The following is a 15,481-nucleotide window of genomic DNA, read 5'->3' on the forward strand; positions in this document are numbered from 1 at the left end:
GCCGTCTGTCTGGTCGGTCGCCGGCCCGGTGCGGGCAGGGGTTTGGATGTTTATGCGGACCAAACCCTACTGGACGCCATTTGGGGTCGCGCGGGGAGGGTGCCCAACGCGCCGGGGCGCTCCACGAAGGGGTGGAATCCCGGGCTCCGGCGGCCTGTTCCGGCCGGGCGCAGCCCGGGTTCCGGCCCCGCTCCGGCCCGGGTTCCGGCCCCGCTCCGGCTCCGGTCCGGCCCCGGTCCGGGCCCGGCTCCGGGCAAGGTGCGACCCTGACTCCGGGGGCGGTGCGATCACGGTTCCGGGGGCGGTGCGAACCCGGTTCCGGGGGCGGTGCGATCCTGGGCGGGGCCGTGCCCGTCCGTTCGCCGGTCGCGGCGACTAGCGTTTCTTACGTGCCCTACTTCGACGCGGCCTCATCCGCTCCTCTGCACCCCGTCGCGCGGCAGGCGCTCCTCGCCGCGCTCGACGAGGGGTGGGCCGACCCCTCGCGCCTCTACCGGGAGGGGCGGCGGGCCCGGCTGCTGCTGGACGCCGCGCGGGAGGCGGCCGCCGAGGCCGTGGGGTGCCGCCCGGACGAGCTCGTCTTCACTCCTTCGGGGACCCGCGCGGTGCACGACGGCATCGCGGGGGCGCTCGCGGGACGGCGGCGCGCCGGTCACCATCTGATCGTCTCCGCCGTGGAGCACTCCTCGGTGCTGCACGCGGCGGCCACGCACGAGGCGGACGGCGGCACGGTCACCGACGTTCCGGTGGACCGTACGGGACGGGTCGCGCCGGGGGCGTACGCGGCGGCCCTGCGGGAGGCCCCGGGCGGGGTGGCGCTGGCCTGTCTGCAGTCCGCCAACCATGAGGTCGGCACGCTGCAGCCGGTGGCCGAGGCCGCCGAGGAGTGCGCGGCGGCGGACGTACCGCTGCTGGTGGACGCGGCGCAGTCGCTCGGCTGGGGCCCCACGGAGGGTAATTGGTCGCTTCTGACCGCAAGTGCCCACAAATGGGGCGGCCCTGCGGGGGTGGGGCTGCTCGCGGTGCGCAAGGGGGTTCGCTTCCGTAGGGTCCAGCCCGCCGACGAGCGGGAGTCGGGCCGCTCCCCCGGGTTCGAGAATCTCCCCGCCATCGTCGCCGCGGCCGCCTCGCTGCGGGCCGTCCGGGCGGAGGGCGCCGCCGAGGCGGAGCGGCTGCGGGGGCTGGTGGAGCGGATCCGGGCGCGGGTGCCGGAGCTGGTGCCGGACGTCGAGGTGGTCGGCGACCCGGAGCGGCGGCTGCCGCATCTGGTGACCTTCTCCTGTCTCTATGTCGACGGAGAGGCGCTCCTCCATGAGCTGGACCGCGCGGAGTTCTCGGTCTCGTCCGGCTCCTCCTGCACCTCCTCCACACTGACCCCGAGCCATGTGCTGCGGGCCATGGGGGTGCTGTCCGAGGGCAATGTGCGGGTCTCGCTTCCGCGCGGTACGGCCGAGGCGGACGTGGACCGGTTCCTGGAGGCGCTGCCGGGGGTGGTGGCGGGCGTACGGGAGCGCCTGGGCGCCCCGAAACCGGCCGAAGCCGCGGCCGACCCGGCCCCCGAGCCCGAACCTGAGCCCGCACCCGAACCCGAGCTGGTCGTCGACTCGCTCGGCAAGCGGTGCCCGATCCCGGTGATCGAGCTGGCCAAGGTGATCGGCGAAGTGCCGGTGGGCGGGGTGGTGACGGTCCTGGCCGACGACGAGGCGGCCCGGCTGGACATCCCGGCCTGGTGCGAGATGCGCGGCCAGACCTATGAGGGCGAGCGCCCGGCCGACCGGGGCGTGGCGTACCGGGTGCGCCGCCGCGCGTAGGCGTTGTCCGACGGTACGCGTACGCCTGCGGCGGGCTGCTCCCCTCCCCGCCCCTTCCCGAAACTGGGGCTCCGCCCCAGACCCCGCTCCTCAAACGCCGGAGGGGCTGGAAGGTGAGGCCCAGGGGGCAATGGCCCCCTGGGCGCCCCACGGGTTCAGGGGAGGTGGGCCGCGATCTCGCCCGCCGCGTCATGGCCGTACGCCTTGGCGAAGCGCTCCATGAAGTGGCCGCGGCGCAGCTCGTACTCCTGCGTGCCGATCGTCTCGATGACCAGCGTCGCCAGCATGCAGCCCACCTGGGCGGCCCGCTCCAGCGAGAGGTTCCAGGACAGACCGGAGAGGAAGCCCGCGCGGAAGGCGTCGCCGACCCCGGTCGGGTCGGCCTTCTGCTCCTCCTCCGGGCAGCCGACGACCACGGGCTCCTCGCCCTCGCGGTCGATCCGCACGCCCTGCGCGCCGAGCGTGGTGACGCGGGTGCCGACCTTGGCGAGGATCTGGTCCGCGGTCCAGCCGGTCTTGGTCTCGATCAGCGCGGCCTCGTACTCGTTGGTGAAGAGGTACTCCGCGCCGCCGATCAGCTGCCGGATGTCCTCGCCCTCCATGCGGGCGAGCTGCTGGGAGGGGTCGGCGGCGAAGGCGATGCCGCGTGAGCGGCACTCCTCGGTGTGGCGGACCATGGCCTCCGGGTCGTCCGCGCTGATCAGCACCAGGTCGAGGCCGCCGACGCGCTCCGCGACCGGCTGGAGCTCGATCTGGCGGGCCTCGCTCATGGCGCCGGTGTAGAAGGACGCGATCTGGTTGTGGTCGGCGTCGGTGGTGCACACGAAGCGCGCGGTGTGGTGGACCTCGGAGATATGGACGGACGCGGTGTCCACACCGTGCCGGTCCAGCCAGGCGCGGTAGTCGGCGAAGTCCTCGCCGGCCGCGCCGACCAGGATCGGGCGCAGACCCAGCACGCCCATGCCGAAACAGATGTTGGGGCCGACTCCGCCGCGGCGGACGTCGAGGGTGTCGACCAGGAAGGAGAGTGAGACCGTATGCAGCTGATCGGCGACCAGCTGATCGGCGAAACGGCCGGGGAAGGACATCAGATGGTCGGTGGCGATGGAGCCGGTTACGGCGATACGCACTGAGTCGCTCCTGCGGGGCGGAGAGATCGGACGCTTCACGCTATCTGTTCAGCCCGGTCCATACGAACGGAAGAAACTACCCAATAGTAGGTCTTTTTTCGCCGACACCCGCTGAATACGGTGCGTGGACACGGGGGACGCGTCGGCTACACCCACGGACCGGGAGGCATCATGCCCCAGCACCTCACCCCCGCGTTTCCCGCCACCGGGGCCATCGAGCCCGAATATCTGGAGGAGCTGCGCGGCGAAGGTGCGCGGATGGCGCCGCACTGGACGGTCACCGTATCGGCCGCTCCCACCAGGCCCGTTTCCCCGGTCGCCGCCTCCCGCATCCGGGGGATCACGGTGCCCGCCACCTCGGCCGATCTGCTGGCCGGCATGTCCGATTACGGCGATTGAAGGAACCGGCCGCGCCCCGGCTCCGTCTCATCGGCATCTCCTCGCGAGGGATGGGACCGTAGAACGTGAGCGGAGCCGAAGGAGCGAAACGGTGAGCACCGAGGACACCGACACCCCGCAGACCCCCGACGACGACACTTCCCGTGCGCGCCGGCGCTCGCCGCTGGCCGTCGTTTCGGTGGCGGCCGCGGTGCTGGTCGCCGGTGGTGGCGGCGCCTACTGGGCCTCCACCGCGGCGGACGGCGGCACCCGGGGTCCAGGCGCGTCGGGCGAGGACGGAGCGCCGAAACCCCTCGCACTGGACGCCTACGCCTCCCCGGGCGGAGAGCGGGGCGGGAACGAGGGCATCGCGCCCGGTGAGCCCGACCCGCACGGCGGACGCTATGTGGTGACGGGCAAGCTGCCGGACGGGCCCGACGAGGCCCCCGTGTATCTGACCGACCCGAAGGTCGCCAAGGCCGATGTGGCGCGGCTGGCGAAGGCCCTGGACGTCTCCGGCAGCCCCCGCGCCGACCACGGGTACTGGAAGGTGGGCGGCACCCCGGACGCGAGCGGCCCGACGCTGCGGGTGAGCCGAACCGGGCCGGGCAGCTGGTCGTACTCCCGCTATGGGACGCCGGGTGACACGTCCTGCGTCCACCCGGATGGGAAGAAGGCGCCGCAGACCACGCGGACCGACAAGGGCGACGGGGCGGCCAAGCCCGACAAGAGCTGCCCCACCTACCGCGACGGCGACAAGCGCGGTGACAACGGCGCCGCCGAGGGCCGTGACAAGGCCGTCTCCGAGGAGAAGGCCCGGAGCGCCGCCGAGCCGGCACTCAAGGCGCTCGGGCTGTCGGACGCCAAGCTGGACGCGAGCGGCCTCTACGGCGCCGTGCGGATGGTGAACGCGGACCCGAAGGTGGGCGATCTGCCCACCTACGGCTGGGGCACCAATCTGCAGGTCGGCGCCGACGGCCAGCTGGTCGGCGGCAGTGGAACGCTGTCGGAGCCCAAGGAGGACGACAGCTATCCGGTGCTCAGCGCGGACCAGGCGCTGCGGCGGCTGAACTCGACGTCGGGCGGGAGCGACGGCCCCTCGGGCAAGGTGAGCGTGCGCAAGGTGACGTTCGGCCTCGCCTCGCACATGGTGGACGGCCGACGGGCGCTGGTGCCGTCGTGGATCTTCGAGACCAAGCCGGCCGGGACCAACCGGGTGGCGGTCACCCTCCCCTACCCCGCGGTGAAGCCTGAGTTCATCAAGAAGGCGAAGGAGCCGGGCCACTCCCCCTCGCCGGGCAAGGGGGACAGCACCTCCAAGCCGGATCACCTCACCTCGTACAGCGTGGACGGCAAGACCCTGACGCTGCGCTTCTGGGGCGGGGTCTGCAACACCTACTCGGTCTCCGCGAAGGAGACCTCGGACAAGGTGACGCTGGACCTCGAGAGCGAGCCGAAGCATCCGGGGCGGGCCTGCATCCTCATCGCCAAGCAGCTGGAGCGGAAGGTGACGCTGAAGGAGCCGCTGGACGGCCGGAAGGTCGTGGACGGGTCCACCGGTGAGACGGTGCCGCTGCGGAAGTGAGCGAACGGCTCAGGACAGCCGGAACTCAGGACAGCCGGAAGGGGGCGGGCCCAATGGGCCCGCCCCCTTCCGTCGCGCTGTTTACCTCCGCCGCGCCCGGGGGCTCAGCTGAAGGAGTCGCCGCAGGCGCAGGAGCCCGTGGCGTTCGGGTTGTCGATGGTGAAGCCCTGCTTCTCGATGGTGTCGACGAAGTCGATCGAGGCACCGCCCAGGTACGGGGCGCTCATGCGGTCGGTCACGACCTTCACTCCGCCGAAGTCCTTGACGACGTCGCCGTCGAGCGAGCGCTCGTCGAAGAAGAGCTGGTAACGCAGGCCGGAGCAGCCGCCGGGCTGGACGGCGACGCGCAGCGCGAGGTCATCGCGGCCCTCCTGCTCCAGCAGGCCCTTGACCTTCGACGCGGCGGCGTCGGACAGGATGATGCCCTCGCTCGCGGTGGTCTCGTCCTGAACGGTCATCTGCTTCTCTCCCGGGTCGTACGGACTGCTTGCCGTTGTGCCAAACCAACGGCGTCCCGGATTCATTCCGGGCCCAAGCGCCTAACTCCTGTTGCCCTTCATGCTCGCATACGGGTGGACACACCGGAATGCGTCACATCGACACAATGCCTCTCGTCAACGTGACGTGAAGCGGCTATGATAGATAGCGTCATTCTGACGATTAGGGTTCCCAGCGAAGAAAGAAGGGTGCGTGACGTGACCACCGCCCAGCCCCTCGACGTGCAGCCGACCCCGCTCGCGCTGCTGCTTCTCGGCCGGGAGGCCGACCCCCGGAGCGAGCGCGGCGTGGAGTGTCCGGGAGACCTCCCGGCGCCCTCCGACCCGGATCTGGTGGCACGCGCCCGCGCGGCCAAGGAGAAGCTCGGGGACAAGGTCTTCGTGCTCGGCCACCACTACCAGCGCGACGAGGTCATCGAGTTCGCCGACGTCACCGGAGACTCCTTCAAGCTCGCCCGGGACGCGGCCGCGCGGCCGGACGCCGAGTACATCGTCTTCTGCGGTGTGCACTTCATGGCCGAGTCCGCCGACATCCTCACCGGCGACGCCCAGCAGGTCGTCCTCCCCGATCTGGCGGCCGGCTGCTCGATGGCCGACATGGCCACGGCCGAGCAGGTCGCCGAGTGCTGGGAGGTGCTCACCGAGGCCGGTGTGGCGGATGCGACGGTGCCCGTCTCGTACATGAACTCCTCCGCCGACATCAAGGCGTTCACCGGTCGCCACGGCGGCACCATCTGCACCTCCTCCAATGCCCGGCGGGCGCTGGAGTGGGCGTTCCAGCAGGGCCAGAAGGTGCTGTTCCTGCCCGATCAGCACCTGGGGCGCAATACGGCGGTCCGCGACATGGGCATGTCGCTGGAGGACTGCGTCGTCTACAACCCGCACAAGCCGAACGGCGGGCTCACCCCCGAGCAGCTGCGCGCCGCCACGATGATCCTCTGGCGCGGCCACTGCTCGGTGCACGGCCGCTTCTCGCTGGACTCGGTCAACGATGTGCGCGAGCGCATACCGGGAGTGAACGTGCTGGTGCACCCGGAGTGCAAGCACGAGGTCGTGGCGGCGGCCGACCACGTGGGCTCGACCGAGCACATCATCAAGGCCCTGGAGGCCGCCCCCGCCGGTTCGAAGTGGGCGATCGGCACCGAGCTGAATCTCGTACGGCGCCTGGCCAATCGTTTCGCCGACCAGGACAAGGAGATCGTCTTCCTCGACAAGACGGTCTGCTTCTGCTCGACCATGAACCGGATCGATCTGCCGCATCTGGTGTGGGCGCTGGAGTCGCTGGCAGCCGGCAAGGTGGTCAACCGCATCCAGGTCGACAAGGAGACCGAGCACTTCGCCAAGCTGGCGCTGGAGCGGATGCTGGCGCTGCCGTAGGCAGCGTCCGGCGATGGGAGGCGGGGCGCGGTTCGCCTGCGGCGGGCTGTTCCCCTCCCCGCCCCTTCCCACAACTGGGGCTCCGCCCCAGTCCCCGGGGCCAGGGGCGAGGCCCCTGGCCCTGACCGGCCGTCGATCATCTGCGGCACCATCGTGGCTGGTCGCGCCCACGCGGCGGAGCCGCACATCGACACAGCCCCGCGCCCCTTCGGGGGCTGGGGCGGAGCCCCGGATTCGGGAAGGGGCGGGGAGGGGAAAGGTCCGGCGGACAGCCCTACGCGCCCGCGCGGACCAGCCCCGTCTCGTAGGCGATCACCACCAGCTGGGCCCGGTCGCGGGCGCTCAGCTTGGCCATCGCACGGTTGACATGCGTCTTGACCGTGAGCGGGCTGACCTCCAGCCGGGCGGCGATCTCGTCGTTGGACAGCCCGCCGCCCACCTGGACCAGGACCTCCCGCTCGCGCACGGTCAGCGCGTCCAGCCGCGAGGAGTCATAGGCGTCCTCGCCGCCGCTCCCGTCGCCCTGGGCCAGGAAGCGGGCGATCAGCCCCTTGGTGGCGGCCGGGGACAGCAGCGCCTCGCCCGCCGCCGCGATACGGATCGCCGCGAGCAGCTCATCGGGTTCGGCGCCCTTGCCGAGGAAGCCGCTGGCCCCCGCCCGCAGCGAGTCCACCACGTACTCGTCCACCTCGAAGGTCGTCAGCATGACCACCCGTACGTCCTTGAGCTGCGGGTCTTCGGTGATCAAGCGGGTGGCGGCCAGCCCGTCCGTACCGGGCATCCGGATGTCCATCAGGACGACGTCGGCGCCCCGGGCGCGGGCGATCTCCACCGCCTCCGCGCCGTCCGACGCCTCGCCCACCACCTCCATATCCTGCTCGGAGTCCACCAGAACGCGGAACGCGCTGCGCAGCAGCGCCTGATCGTCCGCCAGCAGCACCTTGATCGTCATGAGTCCCCTCCCCTACGCGGCTGCAGAGGAAGTCTCACCCGCACCCGGAAACCACCCTCGGGCAGGGCTCCCGCCTCGCAGCTGCCGCGCAGCGCGGTCACCCGCTCGCGCATCCCCAGCAGGCCGTGTCCGCCGCCGGGCTCCGTCCCGTCCGCCCGGGGTTGCCCGGACCCGTCCGCGCCGTTCGGCGCCTCCTCGGGGCCCTCGGTCCGCGTCCCCGCCCCGTCGTCCTCGACCGTGACCTCCAGCGCGTCCGCGACCCTGGCGATGCGGATCTCGGCCGTGGCCCCGGGCCCGGCGTGCTTGTGCACATTGGTCAGCGCCTCCTGGACCACCCGGTAGGCCGTGAGGTCCACCGAGCCCGGCAGCGGACCCAGCTTCTCCGGCGGCTCCGCCCGGACCCGGACCCGCATCCCGGCCCGTACGAAGCCGTCCACGAGCTGGTCCAGGACGGTGAGGCCGGGGGCCGGTTCGGTGGGGGCGGCCGGGTCGCCGTACTGCCGCAGCAGGCCGACCGTGGCCCGCAGCTCCTCCAGCGCCGAGCGGCTCGCCTGCCGTACGTGCGCGAGCGCCTCCTTGGCCTGGTCCGGGCGGTTGTCCATGACATGGGAGGCGACCCCGGCCTGGACGTTGACCAGCGCGATGTGATGCGCCACGACATCGTGCAGCTCACGGGCGATCCGCAGCCGCTCCTCGGCGACCCGGCGGCGCGCCTCCTCCTCGCGGGTGCGCTCGGCGCGGACCGCCCGCTCCTCGATGGCGGCGATGTAGGCGCGCCGGCTGCGCACCGCGTCACCGGCGGCCGCGGCCAGCCCGGTCCAGGCGAACAGGCCCCAATTCTCCTGTGAGTACCAGGGGTTGAGCGCGAAGAGCATCCCGGCGCCGGTGAGCAGTACGGCCGTGGCGGCGCCGACCCGCCAGGTGGTGGGGCGGTCGGTGCGGGCCGCCACGGTGTAGAGCGCCACCACGACCCCGAACACGATCGAGGTGCGCGGCGGGCCCACGTCATTGGTGACGAGCTCGGTGAGGGTGAGGGCGACGTTGAAGGCGAGCACCCCGCGGGGCAGATCGCGGCGGAGCACCAGTGAGGCGGCGGCGAGCACGGCCAGCAGCACGAAGAAGGCGCCCAGCGACTGGTGGCGCATGCGCGGGCCGGCCACCGCGCCGATCAGGATCAGCGCGAGGACCCCCAGCGCCACCAGGGTGTCCAGGGCACGGGGGTGGGCGCACAGCCAGCGGTGCGGACGGGCCAGACCCGGCCCGACGGCGAGGGGAGTCACGGAATCCAACGGTAAGGGCCGCGGGGGGCCGCCCGGCTTCGCGGGCGGCCCGTACCCGGCCGGTGAAGGGAGGTACGACCTGTGCTGGAGTGTGGATCCGGGAGCGTGCCGCACTAGCCCGGAATGAGGCCGTCGTCCTTGAGCATCGCCTTGACTTCCTCGAGGGTCGCGTCGGCGGCGGGGAGGATCAGCTCGGACGGCTGGAGCGCGTCGTCGGGCAGGGGCTCACCGGCCGAGCGCACCGCGTCAAGCAGCGCGCCCAGGGTCCTCCGGAAGCCCTCGTGGTCGCCGCCCTCGATCTCCGCGAGCAGCTCGTCGTCCAGCCTGTTCAGTCCGGGCAGATGGCTCTCGGCCACCAGCACCTGGCCCTCCCCCATGATCCGTACGATCATGACGACCTCCTTGGAGACCTCGCCCAGGCGGGGGCGCGGGCTACTGCTTGTCGAACTTGTGCTGGGTCCGGGACTGCTGGGACTCGTCCGTCTGGCCGCCCTCGATCGCCTGCTGCGGGCTGCCGCCGGCCAGCTCGGCCTTCATCCGCTGAAGCTCGAGCTCCACGTCCGTACCGCCGGAGATCCGGTCCAGCTCGGCCGCGATGTCGTCCTTGGCCATACCGGACTGGTCGTCCAGGGCGCCGGAGGCCAGCAGCTCGTCGATCGCGCCCGCGCGCGCCTGGAGCTGCGCCGTCTTGTCCTCGGCACGCTGGATCGCCATGCCGACGTCGCCCATCTCCTCGGAGATGCCGGAGAACGCCTCGCCGATGCGGGTCTGGGCCTGGGCCGCGGTGTAGGTGGCCTTGATGGTCTCCTTGCGCGTACGGAAGGCGTCGACCTTGGCCTGGAGCCGCTGGGCGGCCAGGGTCAGCTTCTCCTCCTCGCCCTGGAGCGTCTGGTGCTGGGTCTCCAGATCGGTGACCTGCTGCTGCAGCGCGGCGCGGCGGGACAGCGCCTCGCGGGCCAGGTCCTCCCGGCCGAGCGCGAGCGCCTTGCGGCCCTGGTCCTCCAGCTTGGTGGACTGGCCCTGCAACTGGTTGAGCTGCAGCTCCAGGCGCTTGCGCGAAGTCGCCACGTCGGCGACACCGCGGCGCACCTTCTGGAGCAGCTCCAGCTGCTTCTGGTACGAGTAGTCAAGGGTTTCGCGCGGGTCCTCGGCCCGGTCCAGGGCCTTGTTGGCTTTCGCGCGGAAGATCATCCCCATACGCTTCATGACACCGCTCATGGGCCTCGCGCGCCCCCTTCTGACGGACGTGTGACTCCGGCACTCCAACAGACCCAGCCTACGGGCCCTGCTTCCATTACCGCACTGTTCGAGCCCGCTCGCGCTCCTCCTGCAGGACGATCAGACGGGTGGGAGCCTCCGGCGCAAGGAGGAGTGCGCCCCCTGTGTCCCGATTAGGGCGGGACTCCGTTGCCTGATCGTTCCCCCAGAGGCTGGGGCGCACACCCCGCAACCCGTACCCTTGGGCTTTGTGTTCCGAAGCCGTTCCAAGGATGAGCAGGCCGCAACCACCAAGGTGACCGCGGACCAGCCGCAGCAGACCCGTGACCCGCAGGCGCCCAAGGGCCGCCCCACTCCCAAGCGGAGCGAGGCCCAGTCGCAGCGCCGCAGCCTGGCGAAGACGCCGGCCAACCGTAAGGACGCCTCCAAGCGTGCGCGCGAGGCCCGCCGCGCCGATATGGCCAAGCAGCGCCAGGCGCTGGCCGGGGGTGACGAGCGGTATCTGCCGGCCCGAGACAAGGGTCCGGTGCGACGCTTCGCCCGCGACTACGTGGACTCGCGGTTCTCCGTCGCCGAGTACTTCCTGCCGCTCGCGGTGGTCATCCTGGTCCTGAGCATGGTCCGGGCCGGGGCCATGCAGAGCTATGTGCTGCTGGTGTGGATGGTGGTCATCGTCCTCATCGTGGTCAATTCCCTGATCCTCGGCGTCCAGCTCAAGCGGCAGCTGCGCAAGCGCTTCCCCGACGAGAATCTGCGCGGCGCGGTGGCGTACGCCCTGATGCGCACCCTCCAGATGCGCCGACTGCGGCTGCCCAAGCCGCAGGTCAAGCGCGGGGAGCGGCCCTGAGCGGCCAACCCTCCGGCTTCACCGGCGGGGCGGCCGGCTGGCTGGGCCACCTCGGGGGCCTGCGGAACACCGTCCGGCAGGCGCTGGTCGCCCACCAGCTCGATGAGCAGATCACCGCGCGCTTCCCGGTGGGGCAGCGGCTGCGGATGCTCGACGTTGGCGTCGGCCAGGGCACCCAGGCCCTGCGGCTGGCCCGCGCGGGCCATGAGGTGACCGGGCTGGAGTCCGACGCCACCATGCTGGAGGCGGCCCGCACCGCGCTCGCCGACGAGCCCGAGGGCATCCGAAGACGTGTCCGGCTGCTGGAGGGCGACGGCCGGGAGACCGGGGCACACTTCCTGCCGGGCACCTTCGATGTGGTGCTGTGCCACGGCGTGCTGATGTACATGCCCGAACCGGATCCGCTGCTCGCCGGGCTGGCCCGGGTGCTGGCCCCCGGCGGTCTGCTCTCGCTGCTGGTGCGCAACGGTGACGCGCTGGCGATGCGGCCCGGTCTGGCCGGGGACTTCGACACCGCGCTGGCCGCCTTCGACTCCCCCTCGTACACCAACCGCATCGGGTTGCCGGTGCGCGCCGACCGGCGCGAGGAGCTGACCGAGACCCTCACCGCGATCGGCGCGCCGCTGCGCGCCTGGTACGGCGTGCGGGTCTTCACCGACCTCGCCCCGGACGACGCTGAGCCGCCGGGCTCCCCGGAGTGGGAGCGGCTGCTGACGGCCGAGGAGCGGGCCGGCCGCACGGATCCCTACCGGGCGGTGGCGGCGCTGCTGCACCTGTGCGGGGTGCGCGGCTGATCCGGGGCGCCGGGACGGCTGGTCCGGGGCCGAGACGGCTGAACCGGGGCCGGGACGGCTGAACCGGGGCCGGGACGGGGTGGCGGTCAGGACCGCCACCCCGCGCTTTTGTCCATTCGGCGCGTTTTGTCTATTCGGCGCGCAGGCTCATCGGGCCGTAGATCTTCTTACCGTCCTCGAAGAGCGTCACCTGCTCAGCGCCTCCCTCGAGGAGCTCCCGCCACTCCTCGCCGATCCACGACTCCGCGTCCCCCTGGGTCGGGAACTCCTCCGGCTGCACCGCGGGCTTCGTCTCCGCCCCGTCGGACTTCTCGAACCGCCATGTCCACGCCATTCCAGCCTCCTCCATCCCGCCGACCCACGGGTGATACCCGCCGGTCCACAGCTGATGTCTGCCCGCAGCCTAGGTGACTGATCACTCCGTACGGGGTGGCCCCGCGCGACCCGTGGGAACGGACGCGAGACGATCGGGGCGTGGAACTCACTCTTCTGGGCACCGGGGCCCCCGACGGGCTGCCGCGCCACGCCTGCCCCTGCGCCGCCTGCGCCGCCGCCGTCGGCGAGGAGGCACGGGCCGCCACCTCGCTGCTGATCGACGGCGCGCTGCTGATCGACCTCACCCCGGGGGCCGCCTTCGCCGCCGCGCGGGCCGGGTACTCGCTGGTGGGCGTCCGGCAGGTGCTGCTCTCGCATCCGCACGCGGGTCCGGCCGTCGAGTTCCCGGCCGGGCTGCCGGCGCCGGGGCGGGTGCCGGACGGCCGCACGCTGTCCCTGATCAGCGGGCACCGGGTACGGGCGGTCGCGCTGGACTCCCCCGGTACCGGCTACGAGGTCACCGGGCCCGACGGCACCCGGCTGCTGTACCTCCCGCCGGGCGCGGCCGTCGCCGGGCTCCCGGACCCGGCCGAGCCGTACGACATGGTGCTGCTCGACGTGCTGGGCCGCCCCGACGCGCTGGCCGCCCTCCGCTCCCCGGGCGCCGTCGGCGCCACCACCGACGTCCTGGCCGTCCATCTCGACCACACCACCCCGCCCGGCCGGGAGCTGCACCGCCGCCTCGCCACGGCGGGCGCGCGGGCGGTGCCGGACGGGCAGACGCTGATCGTCGGCGAGTATCACGCGGTGCCGGATCTGCCGCGCCGCACGCTGGTGCTGGGCGGCGCCCGGTCCGGCAAGTCCCTCGAGGCGGAACGGCGGCTGGCCGCGTTCCCCGACGTCCTGTACGTCGCGACGGGCGGCACCCGCGAGGGGGACCCCGAGTGGGCCGCCCGCGTCGCCGCCCACCGCGACCGCCGCCCCGGCTCCTGGCGCACCACCGAGACCTGCGACCTGCCCCCGCTGCTCACCGAGGACGGCCCACCGCTGCTCATCGACTGCCTGGCGCTGTGGCTCACCGACGCGATGGACGCCGTGAGCGCCTGGGACGACGAGAAGTGGGCACACGGCGGCGAACGCGCCCTCCACGAACGGGTCTCCGCCCTCGTCGCGGCGGTCCGCGCCACGACCCGTACGGTCGTCGCGGTCAGCAACGAGGTCGGCGCGGGCATCGTCCCCGCAACCGCCTCCGGCCGCCGCTTCCGCGACGAACTGGGCCGCCTGAACACGGCGTTCGCCGAGGAGTGCGAGCAGGTGCTGTTGGTGGTGGCGGGTCAGCCCTTGCCGCTGCGCGGCTGATCGCGGGCGGGGGTGCGGGGCGTGCGGGCACGCGGGCACATGGGGCGTGCGGGCACGTGGGGCGCCTCGCGGGGGCTGCTCGGCTTGGTTGAGTGCGGCTTTCGTCTCGCGCCTTCGGCGCAATTGAGCAGCGGGGCAGGGGGGCGGGGGCGCGGCGCCGCCGCCGGGCGCCGGGTCGGCGGTCGTGGACGCCGGTAGCGGCTACCCGCCTCGACGGCCGAGCTCCCTCCGGACTGCGAGCCGGTGGTCCCAGGGCGGCCCCTCCGGGGTACCCCTCTCGAAAACACTTGATCTGGCGCAACTAATTTGTCAAACGTTTTCGCAGGGGTACCCCGGACCCCCGGCGCCCCGATGGCCCGGCACTCCGGCACTCCGGCACTCCGGCACTCCGGCACTCCGGCACTCCGGCACTCCGGCAAGGGTCCCAGCCCCCGTAGGCCCGAGCCGCCACGGTCCCCGCGCCCCACCGGCCCGGCGCCCGGCAACGCGGCCCGCGCCCCCCACCCCCTCCCCCGCTGCTCAATTGCGCCGAAGGCGCGAGACGGCGCCGCAGCCGACCGAACCGAGTCGGCCGACGCAGGCCCCGGCCCGGCCCGACCCGGCCCGACCCGGCCCGGACTGCCCCCGCGCAGGGGCCGCGCGGGGCCCGCGCGGGGCTCAACGGACGGACGCCGTACCGGTTCCCGGGGCGCCCGGTAGGGTTCGCCAGGTGAGTGCTCTCAATCTCGATGACTTCGTCGACCTGATCGAGCGCCCCGACGGGGGCATCCGGCGTGACGCCGAGGAGCGCCGCGAGCGGCTCGCGTTGCCGCCGGGTGCGCTCGGGCGGCTGGACGAACTGGGCGAGTGGCTGGCCGCCGCTCAGCAGCGGGTGCCGGTCAAGCCCATCGAGCAGCCCCGCGTCGTCCTCTTCGCGGGCGACCACGGCGTCTCCGACCTCGGCGTCTCCGCCCGCCCCGCCAGGAGCACCCACCGTCTGGTCCGCGCCGTGCTCGACGGCGAGAGCCCGGCCGCCATCCTCGCCGCCCGTCTCGGCACGCCCGTCCGCGTCATCGACATGGCCCTGGACTGCGACCCCGAGGACCTTCCCGAAGACGTCACCCGCCACCGCGTACGCCGTGGGTCCGGCCGGATCGACGTCGAGGACGCGCTCACCCTGGACGAGGCCGAGCGGGCCTTCCGCGCCGGGATGGCCATCGCCGACGAAGAGGCGGACTCCGGCACGGACCTGCTCGTCCTCGGCGACCTCAGCGTCGGCGGCACCACCGCCGCGGCCACGCTCGTCGCCGCGCTGTGCGGTACGGACGCGTCCGTGGTCACCGGCCGCGGCGGGGCCGCCATCGACGACCTCGCCTGGATGCGCAAGTGCGCCGCCATCCGCGACGGGCTGCGCCGCGCCCGCCCCGTGCTCGGCGATCAGCTCCAGCTGCTGGCCACCGTCGGCGGTGCCGACCTCGCCGCGATCACCGGCTTCCTGCTGCAGAGCGCCGTACGCCGTACGCCGGTGATCCTCGACGGCGTCGTCTCGGCGGCCTGCGCGCTGGTCGCCCAGCGGGTGGCGTTCCGCGCCCCGGACTGGTGGCTGGCCGGTCAGGCCAGCGGCGAACCGGGCCAGGAGAAGGCCCTCGACCGGATCGCCCTCACCCCGCTGCTCGACCACGGCGTCACGATCGGCGAGGGCACGGGCGCGCTGCTCGCCCTGCCGCTCGTGCAGGCGGCCGCGGCCCTGCACGCGGAACTCCCGGAGCGCGACGACTAGGGGTGTCCGGCGGGGCTTGACGCCTGCGGCGGGCTGTTCCCCTCCCCGCCCCTTCCCACAACTGGGCTCCGCCCCAGACCCCGGCGCCCTGACCGATGGACTGACCGCGCCCGACGGTCGGCTCGTCAACCCCCGGGGTCCGGCGACGGGGCGAACCCCAGAGCTCCCCCGGACCCCGC

Annotated in this window: 15 protein-coding genes; 8 read left to right on the plus strand and 7 right to left on the minus strand. The window is 72.9% G+C overall.

The features are described 5' to 3' along the window. Positions 1-389 precede the first annotated feature (389 nt). Complete coding sequence (locus J2Z30_RS01745) at positions 390-1,811, plus strand: cysteine desulfurase/sulfurtransferase TusA family protein (protein WP_044576757.1); 1,422 nt, start codon at positions 390-392, stop codon at positions 1,809-1,811. A gap of 155 nt (positions 1,812-1,966) precedes the next feature. Here J2Z30_RS01745 and J2Z30_RS01750 read toward each other — a convergent pair whose 3' ends face one another. Further along, the gene (locus J2Z30_RS01750) at positions 1,967-2,941 is read right to left on the minus strand and encodes a carbohydrate kinase family protein (protein ID WP_044576755.1); all 975 of its coding nucleotides are present in this window, start codon (positions 2,939-2,941) and stop codon (positions 1,967-1,969) included. A gap of 171 nt (positions 2,942-3,112) precedes the next feature. On the opposite strand from J2Z30_RS01750, the gene J2Z30_RS01755 reads away from it, so the two are divergent. Next, positions 3,113-3,340: a hypothetical protein gene (locus tag J2Z30_RS01755; protein WP_044576752.1), complete on the plus strand. Its 228-nt coding sequence runs from the start codon at positions 3,113-3,115 to the stop codon at positions 3,338-3,340. Positions 3,341-3,431: 91 nt separating this feature from the next. Next, positions 3,432-4,904, plus strand: coding sequence for a hypothetical protein (locus J2Z30_RS01760; RefSeq protein ID WP_044576749.1), 1,473 nt, complete (start codon positions 3,432-3,434; stop codon positions 4,902-4,904). A gap of 104 nt (positions 4,905-5,008) precedes the next feature. On the opposite strand, the gene J2Z30_RS01765 is transcribed toward J2Z30_RS01760, so the two are convergent. Then, positions 5,009-5,362 carry a HesB/IscA family protein gene (locus tag J2Z30_RS01765; RefSeq protein WP_044576747.1) on the minus strand — a complete coding sequence of 118 codons (354 nt, stop codon included), beginning with the start codon at positions 5,360-5,362 and terminating at the stop codon, positions 5,009-5,011. A 228-nt stretch (positions 5,363-5,590) separates the two neighbouring features. Between J2Z30_RS01765 and nadA the strand changes: the two genes are divergently transcribed. Beyond that, positions 5,591-6,778 carry a quinolinate synthase NadA gene (nadA, locus tag J2Z30_RS01770; protein ID WP_044576744.1) on the plus strand — a complete coding sequence of 396 codons (1,188 nt, stop codon included), beginning with the start codon at positions 5,591-5,593 and terminating at the stop codon, positions 6,776-6,778. Positions 6,779-7,052: 274 nt separating this feature from the next. On the opposite strand, the gene J2Z30_RS01775 is transcribed toward nadA, so the two are convergent. The 4 genes from J2Z30_RS01775 to J2Z30_RS01790 all read right to left on the minus strand — a co-directional run bounded on the left by J2Z30_RS01775 (position 7,053) and on the right by J2Z30_RS01790 (position 10,228). Continuing rightward, positions 7,053-7,730, minus strand: coding sequence for a response regulator transcription factor (locus J2Z30_RS01775; RefSeq protein ID WP_044576741.1), 678 nt, complete (start codon positions 7,728-7,730; stop codon positions 7,053-7,055). Beyond that, positions 7,727-9,019: a sensor histidine kinase gene (locus J2Z30_RS01780; RefSeq protein ID WP_044576738.1), complete on the minus strand. Its 1,293-nt coding sequence runs from the start codon at positions 9,017-9,019 to the stop codon at positions 7,727-7,729. Before J2Z30_RS01780 ends, J2Z30_RS01775 begins: the two co-directional genes overlap by 4 nt. Positions 9,020-9,123: 104 nt before the next feature. Beyond that, the gene (gene pspAA / locus J2Z30_RS01785; protein ID WP_020871994.1) at positions 9,124-9,402 is read right to left on the minus strand and encodes a PspA-associated protein PspAA; all 279 of its coding nucleotides are present in this window, start codon (positions 9,400-9,402) and stop codon (positions 9,124-9,126) included. 40 nt (positions 9,403-9,442) lie between these two features. Continuing rightward, positions 9,443-10,228 (minus strand): PspA/IM30 family protein, encoded by a 786-nt coding sequence (locus tag J2Z30_RS01790; protein WP_209468496.1) that lies wholly within the window; start codon positions 10,226-10,228, stop codon positions 9,443-9,445. A 250-nt stretch (positions 10,229-10,478) separates the two neighbouring features. On the opposite strand from J2Z30_RS01790, the gene J2Z30_RS01795 reads away from it, so the two are divergent. Then, positions 10,479-11,075: a DUF3043 domain-containing protein gene (locus tag J2Z30_RS01795; RefSeq protein ID WP_044576733.1), complete on the plus strand. Its 597-nt coding sequence runs from the start codon at positions 10,479-10,481 to the stop codon at positions 11,073-11,075. 59 nt (positions 11,076-11,134) lie between these two features. Then, positions 11,135-11,869, plus strand: coding sequence for a class I SAM-dependent methyltransferase (locus J2Z30_RS01800; RefSeq protein ID WP_107073569.1), 735 nt, complete (start codon positions 11,135-11,137; stop codon positions 11,867-11,869). Between the two features lie 130 nt (positions 11,870-11,999). Here the strand turns inward: J2Z30_RS01800 and J2Z30_RS01805 are convergent, their stop codons facing one another. Further along, on the minus strand, positions 12,000-12,203 hold the full coding sequence (locus J2Z30_RS01805; RefSeq protein WP_020871990.1) for a hypothetical protein: 204 nt from the start codon (positions 12,201-12,203) through the stop codon (positions 12,000-12,002). Positions 12,204-12,343: 140 nt separating this feature from the next. Here J2Z30_RS01805 and J2Z30_RS01810 point away from each other — a divergent pair, with 140 nt between their 5' ends. Then, complete coding sequence (locus J2Z30_RS01810; RefSeq protein WP_044576729.1) at positions 12,344-13,543, plus strand: bifunctional adenosylcobinamide kinase/adenosylcobinamide-phosphate guanylyltransferase; 1,200 nt, start codon at positions 12,344-12,346, stop codon at positions 13,541-13,543. Between the two features lie 709 nt (positions 13,544-14,252). Further along, the gene (gene cobT, locus J2Z30_RS01815) at positions 14,253-15,302 is read left to right on the plus strand and encodes a nicotinate-nucleotide--dimethylbenzimidazole phosphoribosyltransferase (protein WP_044576727.1); all 1,050 of its coding nucleotides are present in this window, start codon (positions 14,253-14,255) and stop codon (positions 15,300-15,302) included. Positions 15,303-15,481: the final 179 nt, after the last annotated feature.

Source organism: Streptomyces iranensis (assembly GCF_017874715.1).
Taxonomy (GTDB): domain Bacteria; phylum Actinomycetota; class Actinomycetes; order Streptomycetales; family Streptomycetaceae; genus Streptomyces; species Streptomyces iranensis.